Raw genomic sequence first — 17,718 nt, forward strand, 5'->3', positions numbered from 1 at the left:
GGCCGAGGGAAGGCGCATCGCCTCATTTATGGGGTTGGCGACTCACGCCGATCGCGTGTTGATGGTGAGGTGTCCTTCTCTCCTGTATCTGAGCGGCATGCACAGTGAATTGAACCGGCTGATCTCTGCGCTGCAGGAGTTCTATGCGCGCGAGCGCTTCATCCTCGACCGTGATCTCGGCGAGCGCGCCTTGACGCATCGGCTGGCGGTGCATCTCGAACGCAACTTCCTGGGGTGGGACGTCGATTGCGATTACAACCGGCTCGGCGACCGCGCCATGCTGCTGCCGCGTGGCACCATCGTCTCGACCGACGACGAGCTGGGAAAATCGGTCTACCCGGACATCGTCGTGCACAAGCGTGCCGTGCCCGACAATCTGCTGGCGATCGAGGTCCGCAAGGCCGGCAACCACCAGCCGCTGGCGCATGACCGCCACAAGCTGATGGCGCTGACCGATCCGCATCTGTGGTTCGCCTATTGGATCGGCGTGCTGGTGATTCTCGACCGCCGCAGCGTGATCACGCCGGAGGTCTATGTCGGCGCCCGGATCGATCCGGTCTTGTCGGCCTGGTTCGCGGGGCGATTGCAGCAGATGGGACTCGCCGCCGGCTGAGACATCTCGCAGAAGAGGTGCGCGATCGCCGGTCGACGCGAATGAACAAGGACCGCCCCTGAGAGGAGCGGCCCGATCTCGTCGCGCATGTGGAGCCTGCGGACAGGCGCTCCCACGCCTTACTTCGACATGGCGTCGCCGGACGACTTCTTCGCCGACTTCTTCTTCGTCTTGCTCATCTTCATGTCGTCGCCCCCGCCCATGGCGTCGCCGCTCTTCGCCGACTGGCCGGTGGTCGTCATCGGCTTCTCGGTGGACTGGGCAAGAGCGGCCGACGAGACGAACGCGAGGGCGGCGGTAGCGATGATCAGTTTACGCATGCGGAAAACCTCCGTGGGTTGGAAACGCGCCGGACCATAGGCGAATTCGACCAGCGGCGTTCTGACGCAGGAATCAGGAAAACGTGAGAGTTCCGCCCCGCAAAAGCCGACTTGCACCGGCGGCACGGGCAGCGGCGAGGGCATTCTGTGACGATTGTGCCGGACGCAGGGAGCCCATGCGCGGGTGAGCGAGGCCAATTTGGCCCAGTGCATCGACGCAGCAGCCTCCAACTGCGGCTGCGAGCTTCGGGCTCTCATCGCGATGCGGTGGGCTCGCGGCGTCATGGGAATGAATGTCATGCCAATCGGCCTCAGCGCGGTGCCGAGATCCTGGCGGAGGTCGCTCGAGCCCACGACCAGGACCTCGGCATTCCCGCCAAGCTCGGGCGCTGCCTGGAAGCTGCGCGCGACATCGATGATCTCGCATCGACGCCGCTACGGAGAGCCAGGAGCGCCGCTGTCAGATCTACGCGCCGGATCTCTGCGCGGGCGGCGGGACTGTCGGAGCGCGAGGCGATCGATCGGCGGCGGTTCGATCTGCCGATGAGAGGCTAGTCCGGCCGACATTCAGGGACAAATTCGCCCATGAATCCTCTGTGGCGCCGCATCGGCTTAGGTCGCGCTTTCGCCTCAAGTCATCAGTTGGTGCAGTCCCAGCCAACCCGTATAGGTCCCGACCAGTACGATCAGAGCAGCCGAGAGATAGGGCGCCTGGTGCGCGAGGCGGCTGAAGCCGGACCAGTGGCGCTCGACATGCCGAAGGCTGAGTGCGGCCAGAACACCGACGGACACCATGGTGATGGCCAGGCCGATGCCGAAGCAGAGCACCAGGATGAAGCCCAGGCTGAACTGCTTCAGTTGAAGGCACAACAGCAGGACCGTGATGGCGGCGGGGCAAGGGATCAGACCGCCGCTCAGTCCGAAGAGGACGATCTGTGCGGTCGTGACCGTACGGCCGGCGAAGCGCCGTCGAATGTCGTCGGCGTGGGCGCGCGCATGGGCATCGTCCTCGTCGCCGAGGTCCATGTGATCGTGGGTGTGCTCCTCGAACAGGATCTCGACGGAGGCGCCAGCAAGCGTGATGCGTGCCTTGAACGCGTGCGGCTCGGGGATCTCCTCGATGCTCTCCAAGGCGTCGCCGCTGGCCCGGAAACTGAACTGCTGCTCGTGGCCGTCTCCACGAACGGTCGTGACGTGGAGCGTATCGGCGGGTGGGAGTGCGCCGGTCTCGTTCCGGATCCGCCAACGCGGCGGCACGCCATCTTCGAAGATCTCCACCGACAGCGCGTGGCCGGCAAGCGCGACCGATCGCAGCGCGTCGTGATGGTGATGATCGTCATGGTGTCCACTCTGGTCCCGCCAGGTGCGCCAGACCATCCAGGCCGCGATGCCGATGATGACGACGGCCGAGATCAGTTGCAGAAGGGCTTCGCTGCGCTCGCCCGAAAGCTCCTGACCGAAGTGAAGACCGGCGAGTGCGATCACCCATACGATCGCGGTGTGGGAGATGGTCGCCGAGAGGCCGAGCAGCACGGCCTGCAGGACGGTGCCGCGGATTGCGACGATGAAGGCGGCCATCATGGTCTTGGAATGACCGGGCTCCAGGCCATGCAGCGCACCCAGGGCAATCGCGCTGGGCACGAACAGCCACGCATGCGCGCTGCCTTGCTGGAGCAGTTGAGACAGATCGGTCATGCCAGTCTCACTTCAGATAGGTCCGGACCACTTCGATCAGGTCGGCGGCGCCCTTGGCTTTGTCGGGATCGCTTTCGTGGGCGGGGTCCACGACATGGTGCCGGATGTGATCTTCCAGCAGCTCGGTGGTCAGGCCTCCGATTGCGCCCCTGACCGACGCGACGAGCATGAGCACGTCGGCGCAGCCCAACTCCGCTTCGAGCGCGCGCTCCACCGCATCGATCTGGCCCTTGATGCGCCGGACCCGTGCGAGGAGCTTGGACTTGTGTTTGATGGTGTGCGACATCGGGATAATATAGGGGGGTACCCTATATAGGTCAACTTCCCATGTCGACCGCAGACGTCGAATGCGACGCTCGCGGCGTATCCGCTTGCCGATCGGCCCCAGGCAACCCCGTCGTACCGGTCATTGCACGAAACCGACGAGCGCCGCGGATCCCCCGTTCGGATTGACGACCGCCAGGCGGAGGCGGAGTCGACGGCTTCATGGAGCAGGTCCTCTCCTAATGGCCCCGCTGCATCCGCATGGAGCTCATTCGGCCGCCCCGCATCCCCATCGGCGGCATGGCGAGATTGGGCGCGAGCAGTTCGTCGGCCACCTTTCGCTGCTCGTCGGAAAAGGTTGCGACGAGGTCGCTCAGGGCGGTCTTGATCGCTCGCGTGGCGTCGAGGCGAGCCGATAGCGATTTTTCCTGTGCGGTCAGCTGGTCGAGCACCGTCTCCGAGCCGGCCTGCGACATCATCGCAGTCCGCAGATCGCCGAGCGTCTTCGCACGCGCGCGAAACGCGTCGGCGAAACTGTTCCATGCCGGCATCTGGGCGTCCGTGATCTTGAGCTCCGCCCGCAGGAACGCGATCCGTCCCTCCACATGATCGAGCACCTCCATGCCGCCCATACAATCGTCGGACGGCCGCGTCATGCCGGACATCATCGGCATCATGTTGGACATCGGCATGCCGTCCATCATCTTCATCATGCCGCCGCCCATCATGGTCTGTGACGAACTCGCCCCGCTGGTCGATTTGCCGGCATCAGTTGCTGGCGCTTCCTTCTGATCAGGATGATGGGCCGAATGGTCACTAGAGGATTGAGCAAAGGCGGGATGCGCCAAAGCAGAAAACGCCAACAGAAAAGCCAGGGGCAATTTTTGCATGACCAAGTCCTCCTTCAGGGGGCGATCAACAATGGCCAGACGTGGGCCATTCAGGTTGATCCACATCAACGGTCGGCGGGCTCAGGGGTGACGATCGTTCGTTGTCAGCGCCGGTACGGCTAGTCGCTGACCGTGATCGGGCGCCTTCGCCGCGCCGCCGCGACCACCGGAGCTCCTGTCGCGAAATTTCTCATCGTCGCTCCTCTCGCGGTCGGTGGATCAAGCTGCCCTTTGCACGTCCTGCGACCCGCCCGAGGCATCTGCCGTCGTCCCCGTTCTGGTCGACAGGCTGCGTCCCTTGACCAGGCCGAAGATGGCCGGAATCACGATCAGGGTGAGAAGGGTCGACGAAATCATGCCGCCGATCATCGGCACGGCGATGCGCTGCATGATCTCTGACCCTGTGCCCGTACTCCACATGATCGGCAACAGGCCCGCCATGATCGCGACAACGGTCATCATCTTCGGGCGCACGCGCTCGACCGCGCCTTCCATGATCGCGTCCTGGAGATCCTGCCGATTCAGCTGACGGCCCTCGACGCTGCCCCTCGCCTTCACCGCGGCCAGCGCGTGATCGAGATAGATCAGCATCACGACGCCGGTCTCTGCGGCGACGCCGGCAAGCGCGATGAAGCCGACGGCGACGGCGACCGACAGATTGAAGCCGAGCCACCACATCATCCAGATGCCGCCCACCAGCGCGAACGGCAGCGACAGCATCACGATCAGGGTTTCGGTCATGGCCCTGAAGTTCAGATACAGTAGCAGGAAGATGATGGTGAGTGTGACAGGGATGACGATCTTGAGCCGGGCGGCGGCCCGCTGCAGATATTCGTACTGCCCGCTCCAGACCACGTAGTACCCGGCCGGGAACTGAATGCTTTCGGTGACGGCGCGCTGCGCGTCGGCGACGTAGCTGCCGATGTCGCGGTCGCGGATGTCGACATAGATGTAGGTCGCGAGCTGGCCGTTCTCGGTGCGGATCGAGGTGGGGCCTCGTGCCGGATTGATCTTGGCGACCTCGCCGAGCGGCACGGCGCCGCCCGAGGGCATCGGCACCAGGACGTCGCTGGCGATGGCCTTCGGATTGTCGCGGAGATCGCGCGGATAGCGCATGTTCACGCTGAAGCGCTGCCGGCCCTCCACCGTGGTGGTGACCGTCTGGCCGCCGAGCGCGGCGGCGATCGTATCCTGGACGTCTTGGATTAGCAGGCCGTAGCGGGCGAGGGCCTCGCGGTCGGGCGTGATCTCGAGATAATAGCCGCCGATGCCGCGCTCGGCATAGGCCGAGGACGTTCCGGGCACGGTCTTGATCACCCGCTCGATCTGCTTCGCCAGCCGATCGATTTCGGTGAGGTCCGTTCCCATCACCTTGACGCCGATCGGCGTGCGGATGCCGGTCGAGAGCATGTCGATGCGAGCCTTGATCGGCATGGTCCAGGCGTTGGAGACGCCGGGGAATTGCAGCGCCTTGTCCATCTCGGCAACGAGGCTGTCGATCTTGACGCCGGGACGCCACTGCTCCCTTGGCTTGAGGTTGACGACCGTCTCGAACATCTCGGTTGGCGCAGGGTCGGTGGCGGTCGCCGCCCGCCCGGCCTTGCCGTAGACAGAGGCGACCTCGGGGAACGACTTGATGATCCGATCCTGCATCTGCATCAGCTCGGCGGCCTTGGTGACGGAGATGCCGGGCAGGGTGGTCGGCATGTACAGCAGGGTGCCCTCGTTCAGGCTCGGCATGAATTCGGTGCCGAGCTGGCGTGCCGGCCAGACGGTGATGGCGAGCACGGCGGCCGCGGCGAGGATCACGAGCGTCTTGGCCCGCAGCACACCCTTGATGACCGGCCGGTAGATCCAGATCAGCAAGCGGTTGATCGGATTGCGATGCTCGGGAACGATCCTGCCGCGCACGAAGATCACCATCAGCGCCGGCACCAGCGTCACCGAGAGTAGCGCCGCTGCCGCCATCGAGAACGTCTTGGTGAAGGCGAGCGGGCTGAACAGCCGGCCCTCCTGCGATTCCAACGTGAAGATCGGCATGAACGACACGGTGATGATCAGCAGGCTGAAGAACAGGGCGGGGCCGACCTCCGCGGCCGCGTCGATCAGGATCTGGACGCGTGATGCGTCGGGCTCGGCACGCTCCAGATGCTTGTGGGCGTTCTCGATCATGACGATCGCGGCATCCACCATGGCGCCGATCGCGATCGCGATGCCCCCCAGGCTCATGATGTTCGAGCCGAGTCCGAGCAGCTTCATCGCGCCGAACGCCATCAGCACGCCGACCGGCAACATCAGGATGGCGACCAGGGCGCTGCGGACGTGCAGCAGGAACACGATGCAGACGAAGGCGACGACGATGCTCTCCTCGAGCAGCGTGTGCTTCAGCGTGTCGATGGCGGCATAGATCAGGTTCGAGCGGTCGTAGACCGGAACGATCTCGACCGATTTGGGCAGGCTGCTCGCGATCTCATGCAGGCGCTTCTTGACGTTCTCGATCACGTCGAGCGCGTTGACGCCGAAGCGCTGTAGTACGATGCCGCTGGCGACCTCGCCCTCGCCATTGAGCTCGGCGATGCCGCGCCGTTCGTCGGGGCCAAGCTCGACATTGGCGACGTCGCGCAGCAGCACGGGCGTGCCGCCTGAGCTCTTGAGCACGATGTTGCCGAGATCGTTGATGCTCTTCAGATAGCCCTTGCCGCGGATGACGTATTCGAACTCGGACAGCTCGACCGTCCGGCCGCCGACATCGGCATTGCTGGCGCGGATCGCGTCGCGGATCTTCTGCAGGCTGATGCCGCGGTCGCGCATGCGCTGCGGATCGAGCACGACGTTGTACTGCTTGACGAAGCCGCCGATGCTCGCGACCTCGGCGACACCCTCGGCCTTGGCGAGCGCGAACTTCAGGTTCCAGTCCTGGATCGTGCGGGTGTCGGCGAGATTCAGCTCCTTCGACATGACGGCGTATTGATAGACCCAGCCGACGCCGGTCGCGTCCGGCCCGATCGTCGGCGTGACCCCCGCCGGAAGCCGCGAGGCGGCGCTGTTCAGGAACTCCATCACGCGCGAGCGCGCCCAGTAGATGTCGGTGCCGTCTTCGAAGATGACGTAGACGAACGACACGCCGAAGAACGAGAAGCCGCGCACGACCTTCGACTTCGGCACCGTGAGCATCGCGGTCGTCAGGGGATAGGTGACCTGGTCTTCGATGACCTCAGGCGCCTGACCGGGATACTCGGTGTAGACGATCACCTGGGTGTCCGACAGATCGGGAATTGCGTCGAGCGGCAGGTGAATGAGTGCGTAGAGCCCGGCTGCTGCGGCGAAGCCGGTCCCGAACAGGACCAGCAGCAGGTTGCGCGCCGACCAGGCAATGATGCGGGCGATCATTTGTGGTCTCCCATGCCGGCGTGGTCGCTGCCGGCGGATTGCGCTTCGTCGGCGTCCGCGAAGCTCTTCAGCGCGGCCTTCAGGTTGCTTTCGGCGTCGATCAGGAAGTTGGCCGAGGTGACGACCGCCTCGCCATCCGACAGGCCATCGCGCACCTCGACATAGCCGGCGCCGCGCCGGCCGAGCGTCACGGCGCGCGGCTCGTAGCGGCCGCCGCCCTTGTCGATGAGGACCGCCTGGCGCCTGCCGGTGTCGAGCACGGCATCAGCGGGCACGGCCAAGAGCGGCGCCGGGTCCGCGGTGTCGATCTCGGCATCGACATACATGTCGGGGAGCAGCGCGAGGTCCGGATTGGCGAGCTCGATCCGTAGGCGCGCCGTCCGCGTGTCCTTGTTCACCTGGGGATAGACGACTGCGATCGAGCCGGCGAAGGTTCGGCCCGCGAAGCTGCGCGCATGGATCGTCACGGGCTGTCCGACGGCGATGCTGCCGAGGTCGCGTTCGGCGACATCGACCAAGGCCCAGACCGTCGAGATGTCGGCGATCCGGAACAGCACGTCGCCCGGATTGGCGCGCATGCCTTCGGTCGCATTGCGCTCCAGCACGACGCCATCGCGCGGCGCCGACCATTGAACCGTGATCGGTGCGACGCGCGACCTCTCCATCGCCATGATCACCGGCTCCGGGACGTCCAGATTGGTCAAGCGCTGGCGCGCGCCGCGGCCGTAGGTTGCGTTGCCGCCGACGATGCTGGAATTGATGGTGGAGAGATACTCGGCTGCGGCCGCGGCCATCGCAGAGCTGTAGATCTCCATCAGCGGCTGGCCCGCCTTTACGCGCGTGCCCGTGGTCACGTCGGCGACCTTCTGCACGAAGCTCTCGGCCCGCATCGCGATCACGGAGACTCGGCGCTCGTCGAGCTGGATCGTTCCCGGTGCCTTGACGGCGATGCGGAGCGTGCGCCGCTCGACCGGCGTGGATCTCACGCCCGTCCGCTGGATCTTGCCGGGCGACAGCTTCACCACGCCATCCTCGGCATCGTCGCCCTCGTAGACGGGAACGTAGTCCATTCCCATCGGGTCCTTCTTCGGAGAAGGCGACGTGTCAGGCAGGCCCATGGGATTGCGGTAGTAGAGAATCCGGCGCGAGGAGTCCGCCTGCTGCGTCGGCTTGGCGGGGGCGGGCGCGGCTTGATCGTCGTCGTAGACCGGCAGGTAGTCCCGCCCGCGCTCGTCCTTCCTGGGGCCTGCCGACCAGGCAGGGGCGCCGCTGGGATCGCGATAATACAGCGGCATCCGCTCCGCCGCCGTGGCGGCAAGATGGGGGCGGAGCGACGGCGGCGATGTCTGGATCGACCAGAGACCACCCAAACCAAGGCCGGCGCCGAGCGTAACGGCCGCGAGCAGACGCAATGTGTTCATGACATCACCGTGAGGCGCGCGACGCGCGCGATCCGTTGGGAAGGGCGGGGCGCTCGTCGGGGAGCGCCCCGCAGGCTCACTTCGTCGCCTTGACGACGACCTTGCCGGTGACCGTCTCCGGCTCGCCCTGCACCTTCGCGGAGAGTGTGACCTGGTAGCGCCCGGCCATCGGCAGGTCGGTCTTGAAGGCGTAGACGCCGGGCTCCTTGGACGGCAGCGGCGCCACCTCCGACACCATGTCGGCCATCCCGTCCGGCGCCATGTCGACGCGTGTCTTGAAAATGACCGCGTCAGTTACGGCCTTGCCGGTCTGCTTATGGGTGAGACGAACGGCGACCGTGACGTCGTCGCCCTTCTTCATCTCGGCCGTGACGGGCTCGAAGCTGTAGTCGGCGGCGCCGGCGATGGCGGCCGGTGCGGCGAGCGAAAGGGTGGCGGCGAGGGCCGCGGTGCTGATTCTGGAAAGAATGGTCCTGTCCTCATGAATGGATCTCGGCCGTGGCGCCCGCGGCGCGCACGTCAGTCATCGGCGCGCAGACATTGTGCGCGTCGGCTCGTGCGAGATCAGACTCGAGGAGGTCGGAACGGAGGACTGCCGCTGTGAAGGGAAGCGACCTGATCGGCGGGAATGGCGATCCTGGTCGCGCTCACGGCGAGGGGCGCGAAGGCAACGGCCCTGACATCGCCGAGCGCAACCGTCCCTCCCGCGCAGCAGAAACCCATGCTGCATTTGGTGTTGTGCGACGGAGAGCCGGTGCCCTTCATGTCGTCGGGGCAGCATTCGTCCATCGACATGCCGGCCCCGTCGTCCATCTGCATGCTCGTCTGCATCTCGTCCGACGACGCCATCACAGCCGCCGATGCGCCGATCGGCAGCATCGCCACGGACAGGGCAATCGCGAACGCCAGGATGGTACGGACGAGCCGCATCGAGATGGAGTTACCTTTCCGGTCGCAGAGCGAGACAGCTAACATAAGCCAGGCGCCGACGCAGTCGTTGATCCCGCTCAATCCTGCGTGACCATCGCGTCGCCGGAGGCATGACGACGGGCCAAACCAGCACAAGCGATCGCATGAAAGGAAAAGGATGGGGACGGCAAATGGTGGGCGCACAAGGGATCGAACCTTGGACCTCTCCCGTGTGAAGGGAACGCTCTCCCGCTGAGCTATGCGCCCGGTTGCCGGTGGCGGTCGTGGCTGTGAGCCAGCGAGCCGCCGAAGCAGTCCGTCGGAGCCCGCGATTTACGAAGCGCGGGCAGGGGGTGTCAAGGATTTGCGGCGGAGATGGCGAGGAAAACTGCCGGGGTGCGGTGGCCCGTCCTCGATCGGGGCCGAAACCGGCCCTCTCGCGGGCCGGCCTCCATACTGAAGCGAGGGGCAGATATCCGCCGCACTCGGCTCCGATCCGGCGGCCTCAGGCCCCGAGCTGCCGTGCTCGCGAGGCATGAGACTGCAGCGCGCGGATGCGGTCGGCCAGGGTACCGCCCTGGGGCGCACCGCCGGCCGCAGCAGCCGGCGCCGCGGCGACGCCATTGGCGTTGGCAGGCTTGGCGGGGGCCGGCTCGGCGGCCAGCATGGCCTCGATCGTCGAGTTCGGGCCCTCGATCTGCATCGCGAGCTTGGCGACCTCGGCGGCGATGTCGTTGATACGTTCGCGCAACAGCGCGTTCTCCATCCGCTCCTGGGCCCAGGTGCTCTCGGCCTGCTGCTGGATGGCGTTCATCTCGCGCTGCAGCTTGGTGCGCTCGTCGCGGGCGGCCTGCAGCTGCTGTTCGAGGGCGGCCTTCTCGGATTTGAGCCGCTCGAACGCGGCCGACTTGCCGCTGCCCATGCCGGCCAGCTCCTCGCGCAGCTCCTTCAAGGCGCGGTCGGCGGCCACGTTGGCCTCGCGCAACTGGTTGTTCTCGAAATCACGTTCGGCAAGCAGCTTGCCCTGGGTCGACAGCCGGCCCTCGAGGTCGGCGACGCGGCTCGCCAGCATCTCGGCTTCCTTGACCTGGACGATCAGCTGGCGGTCGAGCTCGGTGACGCGCTGGCTGAGATTCTCGACCCGCGCGCGGGCGTCGTTGAGCGCCTTGGTCGCGGTGTCGGATTCGTCGCGCTCCAGCGCGAGCCGCGTCTGGGTCGCGGAGAATTCCTTCTCGGCGTCGGCCACGCGGCTGCGCAGCTCCTCGACCTGGGTCCTAACGGACACCAGCTCGACCTGCCGGCTGTCGGCCAGCAAAGCCTTGTCGTTGAGCTCGGCAGTCAGGCGCACCTGCTCGGCCTGCTTCTCCTTCAGCGCCTGCTCGGCGGCGCGCAGCGCCTCCGTCTTGGCGGCGAATTCTTCCTCGGTGGCGCGCAGCTGATCCTTCAGCGCCTTCTCGCGCGCCTCCAGCGCAAAGATCGCGGCGTTCTTCTCGCCGAGCTCGATCTTCATGCGGTTGATGGCGTCGGTCTTCTTGCCGAGGTCGGCGAGCTGGCCGGTGGCCTTGTTCTTGAGCGCGTCGACGCTCATCTCCAGCCGCCGCGCCGACATCGCGAACTCCGCGCGCAGCTGGTCCTTGTCGGCCTGGATCTCGGCCATCGACAGCGGCGTCGCCGCCTCGAGCCGGCGCGTCGTCAGCCGCACCGCACGATTGTGCACCAGCGGCACGATCATCAGCGCACAGAGCATGGCGATCAGAAAACCGATCGCAAAATACATGATCGGCTCGACCATGACGCACAACTCCCGGTCAGAAATGATTAACGGAATCACAATGCACGGCGGGCTGATTCAACGCCAGCCCAATGCCGTGTTAACCTTGATCCGTCACGGGAGAACGTGTCCTCGCGGCATCAATTGGCGGTATCGGCGGCGGCCTCAGAACGGGTTCCAGGTCGCGCTCGGCGTGAACTTGAGGTAGCCGACATTGGCGCCGAGCCGCAGGCCGATGCCGGACCTGATCGGGACCAGCACGATGTTGTTGGCGGTGAGCGCCGTCATGCCGAAGCCGCCGACGATATAGGCCGAGCCGTCGATGCCGACGAAGCGCTGGTAGATCGCGCTGGTGGCCGGCAGGTTGTAGACCAGCGTCATGGTGCGGGCGCCGTCGCCGCCCCAGTCGAAGCCGAGCGAGGGGCCCTGCCAATAGACGCGGAGGTCGCCGGCGTTCTTGGTGTAGAGCGTGCCTTCGCCGTAACGGAGACCGGCGACGAAGGCACCGGCGCCTTCCTCACCCAGGATGTAGCCATTCGGCAGGCCCCATTGGCTGACGGCGCGCTCGATCACCGAGGCGAGGCCGCGCGAGACGTTGCCGAAGAAGCGGTGGCCGGCATTGACGAGCTCGTCCGGGTTGAAGCTGTCCGGGCTCGGCGCAGGGCGCGGCGGGGGGGCGGGCTGCTGATACGGCGGCGCGGCAGGCGGGGGCGCCTGCTGCGCGGCGACCGACGCGGTCATGGCCAGCACGGCCGCGAACGTCGTGGCGGCAAGGCGGGATGCGAAACTCATCGATGGAAATCCCCTGCTATCGGCTGCCCGAGCCTCGCCTTAACCTGACGCCAATCACATCGGGCGATTGTCGGGCGAGGGGCGATGCCCCTGCGACTCCCATGTTATCGGCACCAACTATGACCGCACAACGGCAACAACCGCCCCAGACCGGGTCAAAGTCGCTGTTTCGCCTTGTAATTGCCGCTATCGCGCTCGCTGCGCTGCCGCCGGTCGGCGCGCCGGCGGCCACGACGCAGCGCATCATCTCCGACCGCTTCAGCGGGCTGGCGATCGACGGCTTCGACCCTGTTTCCTATTTCGTGGATGGCAGGGCCATGCCGGGGCTGCCGGATTTCGAGGCGTCCCAGGGTGGAGTGGTCTGGCGGTTTCGCAACGAGGGCAATCGCGCCTCGTTCCTGGCCCATCCGGAGGTCTATGGCCCGCAATTCGGCGGCTACGACCCGACCGATGTGGCTCGCGGCGTGACGGTGGCCGGCAACCCGCGCTTCTTCGTCGTGGTCGAGGAACGGCTGTTCCTGTTCAACCGCGAAGAGAGCCGCGACGCTTTCGCGGCCGACCCGAGCCGCTATCTGCCGGGTGCGGAGGCCCGTTGGCCGGCGCTCGAGGGCGACCTGCCGCAATAGCGCGGCAGGGCTGTCTCAAACCTTCACCGCAGCCGGGTCGCCCCAGGCGATGAAGGACGGCACGATGAAGCCGTCGGGGCGCTCGCCATAGCGCAACGGCGCGCCGGTCTCGCTGGTGACGGTGCCGCCGGCGGCTGCGACCACGGCGTGGCCTGCCGCCACGTCCCATTCCGAGGTCGGGCCGAGCCGCGGATAGATGTCGGCCAGACCTTCGGCGAGCCGGCCGAACTTCACGGCCGAGCCGAGCGGCAGGCGGACCGCGCCCGGACGCGCCGCAATGAAGGCTTCGGTGCGGGCATCGCCATGCGACCGGCTGACCGCGGCGACCCATGCCGCGCCTTGCGGCGGCATCGGCCGGGTGCGGATCGGCTCGGCGGCCGCCAGACCCGTCTCGGTGAACGACAGCCGCTCGGCGCCAAGGCCGACCAGGCCGCGCCAGATCTGGCCAATGGCCGGCGCGCAGACGATGCCGAGCAGCGGGCTACCGTCGGTAACCAGCGCCAGATTGACCGTGAACTCGCCGCGCCCGGCGACGAACTCCTTGGTGCCGTCGAGCGGATCGATCAGGAAGAAGCTGCCCTCGAACGGTCCTGCGCTCGTTCCGACCCGCTCCTCCGACAGCGCGGGAATCGCGGGCGCCAGCCGCGCCAGCCCCTCGGCAATGACCCGGTCGGCGGCAAGATCGGCCTCGGTGACCGGCGAGCCGTCGGATTTGTCGGTGACGGCCATGGCGCGCCGGTTGACGGCGAGGATCGCGTAGGCCGCCTCGACGACGAGCTCCGTCAGGGGCGTCATCAGCGCCGCGGCGGCCTCGACCCCGACGGTTCCTGCAGTCGGTGCCGTCGTCATTGCGCGGTGCTCCTTCCGGCCGTTCCGTACGCAGCTGGCATCATCGTATCCCTGTTCTGGCGCCCGGCGCATCCGGGTACGGCCGTTCGCACGTTCATTGCGGCTGCCGGGAAAACCGCTACGTACTTTCCCGTGTGCCGCTCTCAGTTCGGTGGCGGTCCATGCTTTCGCAGTGTATCAAGCGTTAACGCAAGCATGATTCGCCCAGGTTCGCGGATTTCAGGAACATCGAATGTCCGGCACGTCCTCTCCCGAGATCGCCAATCCGATACCCGCTCCCGATACGCTCGAACTTGCCGCTCTGCTCTGCTCGAAGGTCTGCCACGACCTGATTAGTCCGGTCGGGGCCATCGTCAATGGGCTCGAGGTGCTCGACGACAATCCGAAGCCGGAGGATCGCGACTTCGCGCTGGAGCTGATCCGCAAGAGCGCCAAGACGGCGTCGGCCCGGCTGCAATTCTGCCGCCTCGCCTTTGGTGCGGCCGGCTCTGCGGGCGCGCAGATCGATCTCGGCGACGCCCAGACCATGGCGCGCGGCCACATCGAGGACGCCAAGACCTCAATCACCTGGAATCTGCCGCGGCTGCTGTTGCCCAAGAACCGGGTCAAGCTGCTGCTCAACATGATGGTGGTGGCGCAGCAGACGATCCCGCGCGGCGGCATGCTGACCGTCGACCCGATCGGCGATGGCGAGACCATGAGCTTCCGTGTCGCCGCCACCGGGCTCAATGCCCGGCTGCCGCAGAACATCGTCAATCTGCTCGGTGGCGACTTGCAATCGACCATCGATGCCCACGCGGTGCAGCCCTACTACACCCGTCTGCTCGCCGATGCCTGCGGCCTCAAGGTGACGCTCACCGCCGACGGCAATGCGATGGTCGTGCAGGCGGCCTGATCGGGCGGACGTCCTGCCGCGTCAGTCCCTGCGACCTCGTGTCGTGGGACAGACGCAACAATCCATTCACCATGGTTAATCAAGCCTTGCCGATGTGTCCGAATTTGTCCGGATGCATCTTATCTCTTTGTTGAGTCCGTTCATTTGCGCTTACTCAACTAATATTAAACGCTTTGCACCGAAACTGGCCACGGTTTGAAGGGCGCGTCATGTCGCGTTCCGTTGCGTGCGAAGGCCAGTTTCATGGATGACCTGTTGCGTGAGTTCCTGACGGAGACCAGCGAGAGCCTGGATACCGTCGACAATCAATTGGTGCGGTTCGAGCAGGAGCCGAACAACGCCAAGATCCTCGATAACATCTTCCGGCTGGTGCACACGATCAAGGGGACCTGCGGTTTCCTCGGCCTGCCACGGCTCGAGGCGCTGGCGCACGCCGCCGAAACATTGATGGGCAAATTCCGCGACGGCATGCCGGTGACCGGCGAGGCCGTGACGCTGATCCTGACCACGATCGACCGCATCAAGGACATCCTGGGACAGCTCGAGGCCAACGAGGCCGAGCCCGAGGGCGAGGACCGCGACCTCATCAGCGAGCTCGAGGCGATGGTCGAGCGCGGCATGGCGGCGATGGCCGCGGGCGAAGCGGCCCCGCCGCTGGTGCCGGCCGCGCCGCCCGCCCCCGCGGTGACGCACGGCTCGCTGATCGACCAGACGCTGGAGCGTCCGCTGCGTCCGGGCGAAGTGTCGCTCGACGAACTCGAGCGGGCCTTCCGCGAGACCGCGATCGAGTTGCCGCCCGCGCATGAGAAGGCGCCTGAGCCCAAGGCCGCTGCCCCGGCGCCGGTCGCCAAGGCCGGGCCTGCCAAGGCGGAAGCAGAGGCCAAGGCCGAGCCGAAGAAGGCGGCGCGGCCGAAGGTCAATGCCGACGGCGAGGTGCACGAGAACGACAAGGTCGCCAACCAGTCGATCCGCGTCAACGTCGACACGCTCGAACATCTGATGACGATGGTCTCGGAGCTGGTGCTGACGCGCAACCAGCTCCTGGAGATCGCCCGCCGCAACGAGGACACCGAGTTCAAGGTGCCGCTGCAGCGGCTGTCCAACGTCACCGCCGAGCTGCAGGAGGGCGTCATGAAGACGCGCATGCAGCCGATCGGCAATGCCTGGCAGAAGCTGCCGCGCATCGTCCGCGACCTCGCCACCGAACTCGGCAAGCAGATCGAGCTCGAGATGCACGGCGCCGACACCGAGCTCGACCGCCAGGTGCTCGACCTGATCAAGGACCCGCTCACCCACATGGTGCGCAACTCCGCCGATCACGGCCTGGAGACGATGGCCGAGCGCGCCGCGGCCGGCAAGGCCGAGCAGGGCACCATCCGGCTGTCCGCCTATCACGAAGGCGGCCATATCATCATCTGCATCGCCGACAACGGCCGCGGCCTCAACACCGAGCGCATCAAGGCCAAGGCCTTGGCGAACGGCCTCGTCACCGAGGCCGAGCTCGAGAAGATGACGGAAGCGCAGATCCACAAGTTCATCTTCGAGCCGGGCTTCTCGACCGCGGCCGCCGTCACCTCGGTCTCGGGCCGCGGCGTCGGCATGGACGTGGTGCGCACCAACATCGACCAGATCGGCGGCACCATCGACATCAAGTCGGTGCTCGGCGAGGGCACCTCGGTCACCATCAAGATCCCGCTGACGCTCGCGATCGTCTCGGCGCTGATCGTCGAAGCCGGCGGCGACCGCTTCGCGATCCCGCAATTGTCGGTCGTCGAGCTGGTGCGTGCGCGCGCCAACTCCGAGCACCGCATCGAGCGCATCAAGGACACCGCGGTCTTGCGCTTGCGCAACAAGCTGCTGCCGCTGATGCATCTGAAGAAGCTCCTGAAGATCGACGACGGCTCGTCGACCGATCCGGAGAACGGCTTCATCGTGGTGACGCAGGTCGGCAACCAGACCTTCGGCATCGTGGTCGACTGCGTGTTCCACACCGAGGAAATCGTGGTCAAGCCGATGTCGACCAAGCTGCGTCACATCGACATGTTCTCGGGCAACACCATCCTGGGCGACGGCGCCGTGATCATGATCATCGATCCGAACGGCATTGCGAAAGCGCTCGGCGCCGCCGGCTCGGCCTCGCAGGCGGTGTCCGACGAGCACGCCGCGCATCACGCCATCGGCGGCGAGCAGCTCACCTCGCTGCTGGTGTTCCGCGCCGGCACGGCGCAGCCCAAGGCGGTGCCGCTGGCGCTGGTCACGCGCCTGGAGGAGATCGCGGCCGACAAGATCGAGATCTCCAACGGCCGCTACATGGTGCAGTACCGCGACCAGCTGATGCCCTTGGTGCAGATGGAAGGCGTGTCGGTGCAGACGTCGGGCTCGCAGCCGATCCTGGTGTTCGCCGACGAGACCCGCGCGATGGGCCTCGTGGTCGACGAGATCATCGACATCGTCGAGGAGCGGCTCAACATCCAGGTCTCCGGCGCCAAGGATGGCATCCTCGGCTCGGCGGTGATCAAGGGCCAGGCGACCGAGGTGATCGACGTCGGCCACTTCCTGCCGATGGCCTTCGCCGACTGGTTCATCCGCAAGGAGATGCACACCGACGCGCAGACGCAGTCGGTGCTGCTGGTCGACGACTCGCCGTTCTTCCGCAACATGCTGGCGCCGGTGTTGAAGTCGGCCGGCTACAAGGTGCGCACGGCGGCCTCGGCGATCGAGGGCCTGGCCACGCTGCGCTCCGGGCACAGCTTCGACATCGTCGTCACCGACATCGAGATGCCGGAGATGAACGGCTTCGAGTTCACCGAGGCGATCCGCGCCGACCAGAACCTGAGCCAGATGCCGGTCATCGCGGTGTCGTCGCTGGTGTCGCCGGCGGCGATCGAGCGCGGCCGCCAGGCCGGCCTCTACGACTACATCGCCAAGTTCGACCGGCCCGGCCTGATCGCGGCGCTGAAGGAACAGATCGAGGAACGTGCCCGCGCCGAAGCCAACCGGCGGGCCGCGTGACAGCAAGCGGACAGGAGTAGCGTGCGATGAGCAGCAAGATCGAAACCACCGAGGGCGCCGCCGTCGAATACGTCACTGCGATGATCGGCGGCCAGCTGTTCGGCCTGCCGATCTCCCGGGTACAGGACGTGTTCATGCCGGAGCGGGTGACGCGGGTGCCGCTGTCATCGGCGGAGATCGCCGGGGTCCTGAACCTGCGCGGCCGCATCGTGACCGTCGTCGACATGCGGGCGCGGCTCGGCCTTGCCCGCGCCGAGGACGGCAAGCCGCC

The 17,718-nt window shown here is 66.3% G+C and carries 16 protein-coding genes and 1 tRNA gene; 5 read left to right on the forward strand and 12 right to left on the reverse strand.

Features of this window, described 5'->3' with window-relative positions:
* Positions 1–97 precede the first annotated feature (97 nt).
* The gene (locus ACQR1E_RS24345) at positions 98–613 is read left to right on the forward strand and encodes a hypothetical protein (protein ID WP_315713998.1); all 516 of its coding nucleotides are present in this window, start codon (positions 98–100) and stop codon (positions 611–613) included.
* A gap of 119 nt (positions 614–732) precedes the next feature.
* Here ACQR1E_RS24345 and ACQR1E_RS24350 read toward each other — a convergent pair whose 3' ends face one another.
* The 11 genes from ACQR1E_RS24350 to ACQR1E_RS24400 form a co-directional block, all read right to left on the reverse strand.
* Complete coding sequence (locus tag ACQR1E_RS24350) at positions 733–1,287, reverse strand: hypothetical protein (RefSeq protein ID WP_315713999.1); 555 nt, start codon at positions 1,285–1,287, stop codon at positions 733–735.
* A gap of 276 nt (positions 1,288–1,563) precedes the next feature.
* A complete protein-coding gene (locus ACQR1E_RS24355) occupies positions 1,564–2,628 on the reverse strand; it encodes an urease accessory protein UreH domain-containing protein (RefSeq protein WP_434897659.1) in 1,065 nt (354 codons plus the stop codon).
* A gap of 7 nt (positions 2,629–2,635) precedes the next feature.
* On the reverse strand, positions 2,636–2,914 hold the full coding sequence (locus ACQR1E_RS24360) for a metal/formaldehyde-sensitive transcriptional repressor (RefSeq protein WP_315714001.1): 279 nt from the start codon (positions 2,912–2,914) through the stop codon (positions 2,636–2,638).
* A 217-nt stretch (positions 2,915–3,131) separates the two neighbouring features.
* Positions 3,132–3,848 carry a Spy/CpxP family protein refolding chaperone gene (locus ACQR1E_RS24365; protein WP_316175444.1) on the reverse strand — a complete coding sequence of 239 codons (717 nt, stop codon included), beginning with the start codon at positions 3,846–3,848 and terminating at the stop codon, positions 3,132–3,134.
* Between the two features lie 153 nt (positions 3,849–4,001).
* A complete protein-coding gene (locus ACQR1E_RS24370) occupies positions 4,002–7,172 on the reverse strand; it encodes an efflux RND transporter permease subunit (protein WP_434897660.1) in 3,171 nt (1,056 codons plus the stop codon).
* Positions 7,169–8,593: an efflux RND transporter periplasmic adaptor subunit gene (locus ACQR1E_RS24375; RefSeq protein ID WP_434897661.1), complete on the reverse strand. Its 1,425-nt coding sequence runs from the start codon at positions 8,591–8,593 to the stop codon at positions 7,169–7,171. Before ACQR1E_RS24375 ends, ACQR1E_RS24370 begins: the two co-directional genes overlap by 4 nt.
* A 76-nt stretch (positions 8,594–8,669) precedes the next feature.
* Positions 8,670–9,062 (reverse strand): FixH family protein, encoded by a 393-nt coding sequence (locus ACQR1E_RS24380; protein ID WP_315714005.1) that lies wholly within the window; start codon positions 9,060–9,062, stop codon positions 8,670–8,672.
* A gap of 95 nt (positions 9,063–9,157) precedes the next feature.
* Positions 9,158–9,523: a hypothetical protein gene (locus ACQR1E_RS24385; protein WP_315752732.1), complete on the reverse strand. Its 366-nt coding sequence runs from the start codon at positions 9,521–9,523 to the stop codon at positions 9,158–9,160.
* A gap of 171 nt (positions 9,524–9,694) precedes the next feature.
* Positions 9,695–9,769: transfer RNA gene (locus tag ACQR1E_RS24390), tRNA-Val, on the reverse strand.
* Positions 9,770–10,007: 238 nt separating this feature from the next.
* Positions 10,008–11,294, reverse strand: coding sequence for a hypothetical protein (locus ACQR1E_RS24395; RefSeq protein ID WP_315714006.1), 1,287 nt, complete (start codon positions 11,292–11,294; stop codon positions 10,008–10,010).
* 144 nt (positions 11,295–11,438) lie between these two features.
* The gene (locus ACQR1E_RS24400; protein WP_315714007.1) at positions 11,439–12,065 is read right to left on the reverse strand and encodes a DUF1134 domain-containing protein; all 627 of its coding nucleotides are present in this window, start codon (positions 12,063–12,065) and stop codon (positions 11,439–11,441) included.
* A gap of 119 nt (positions 12,066–12,184) precedes the next feature.
* Here ACQR1E_RS24400 and ACQR1E_RS24405 point away from each other — a divergent pair, with 119 nt between their 5' ends.
* Positions 12,185–12,691 carry a YHS domain-containing (seleno)protein gene (locus ACQR1E_RS24405; RefSeq protein ID WP_315752674.1) on the forward strand — a complete coding sequence of 169 codons (507 nt, stop codon included), beginning with the start codon at positions 12,185–12,187 and terminating at the stop codon, positions 12,689–12,691.
* Between the two features lie 15 nt (positions 12,692–12,706).
* Here the strand turns inward: ACQR1E_RS24405 and cysQ are convergent, their stop codons facing one another.
* Positions 12,707–13,540 (reverse strand): 3'(2'),5'-bisphosphate nucleotidase CysQ, encoded by an 834-nt coding sequence (cysQ, locus tag ACQR1E_RS24410; protein WP_315752675.1) that lies wholly within the window; start codon positions 13,538–13,540, stop codon positions 12,707–12,709.
* 232 nt (positions 13,541–13,772) lie between these two features.
* Here cysQ and chpT point away from each other — a divergent pair, with 232 nt between their 5' ends.
* From chpT to ACQR1E_RS24425, 3 genes are all read left to right on the forward strand, one after another.
* A complete protein-coding gene (gene chpT, locus ACQR1E_RS24415; RefSeq protein ID WP_315752676.1) occupies positions 13,773–14,435 on the forward strand; it encodes a histidine phosphotransferase ChpT in 663 nt (220 codons plus the stop codon).
* A gap of 243 nt (positions 14,436–14,678) precedes the next feature.
* Entirely contained in the window at positions 14,679–17,447 is a 2,769-nt protein-coding gene (locus tag ACQR1E_RS24420; RefSeq protein ID WP_315714011.1) for a hybrid sensor histidine kinase/response regulator, read from the forward strand.
* A 26-nt stretch (positions 17,448–17,473) separates the two neighbouring features.
* On the forward strand, positions 17,474–17,718 hold a 245-nt coding region (locus ACQR1E_RS24425; protein ID WP_316194032.1), incomplete at its 3' end, for a chemotaxis protein CheW.

It is taken from the genome of Bradyrhizobium sp. HKCCYLRH1030, assembly GCF_051168395.1.
Taxonomy (GTDB): domain Bacteria; phylum Pseudomonadota; class Alphaproteobacteria; order Rhizobiales; family Xanthobacteraceae; genus Bradyrhizobium.

Bases quoted from the DNA above. Each gene is read 5' to 3' on its own strand.
- chpT (WP_315752676.1), top strand. From the start codon at position 13,773: ATGTCCGGCACGTCCTCTCCCGAGATCGCCAATCCGATACCCGCTCCC.
- ACQR1E_RS24395 (WP_315714006.1), bottom strand. From the start codon at position 11,294: ATGGTCGAGCCGATCATGTATTTTGCGATCGGTTTTCTGATCGCCATG.
- ACQR1E_RS24420 (WP_315714011.1), top strand. From the start codon at position 14,679: ATGGATGACCTGTTGCGTGAGTTCCTGACGGAGACCAGCGAGAGCCTG.
- cysQ (WP_315752675.1), bottom strand. From the start codon at position 13,540: ATGACGACGGCACCGACTGCAGGAACCGTCGGGGTCGAGGCCGCCGCG.
- ACQR1E_RS24365 (WP_316175444.1), bottom strand. From the start codon at position 3,848: ATGTGGATCAACCTGAATGGCCCACGTCTGGCCATTGTTGATCGCCCC.
- ACQR1E_RS24360 (WP_315714001.1), bottom strand. From the start codon at position 2,914: ATGTCGCACACCATCAAACACAAGTCCAAGCTCCTCGCACGGGTCCGG.
- ACQR1E_RS24400 (WP_315714007.1), bottom strand. From the start codon at position 12,065: ATGAGTTTCGCATCCCGCCTTGCCGCCACGACGTTCGCGGCCGTGCTG.
- ACQR1E_RS24375 (WP_434897661.1), bottom strand. From the start codon at position 8,593: ATGAACACATTGCGTCTGCTCGCGGCCGTTACGCTCGGCGCCGGCCTT.
- ACQR1E_RS24355 (WP_434897659.1), bottom strand. From the start codon at position 2,628: ATGACCGATCTGTCTCAACTGCTCCAGCAAGGCAGCGCGCATGCGTGG.
- ACQR1E_RS24370 (WP_434897660.1), bottom strand. From the start codon at position 7,172: ATGATCGCCCGCATCATTGCCTGGTCGGCGCGCAACCTGCTGCTGGTC.
- ACQR1E_RS24345 (WP_315713998.1), top strand. From the start codon at position 98: ATGCACAGTGAATTGAACCGGCTGATCTCTGCGCTGCAGGAGTTCTAT.
- ACQR1E_RS24405 (WP_315752674.1), top strand. From the start codon at position 12,185: ATGACCGCACAACGGCAACAACCGCCCCAGACCGGGTCAAAGTCGCTG.
- ACQR1E_RS24385 (WP_315752732.1), bottom strand. From the start codon at position 9,523: ATGCGGCTCGTCCGTACCATCCTGGCGTTCGCGATTGCCCTGTCCGTG.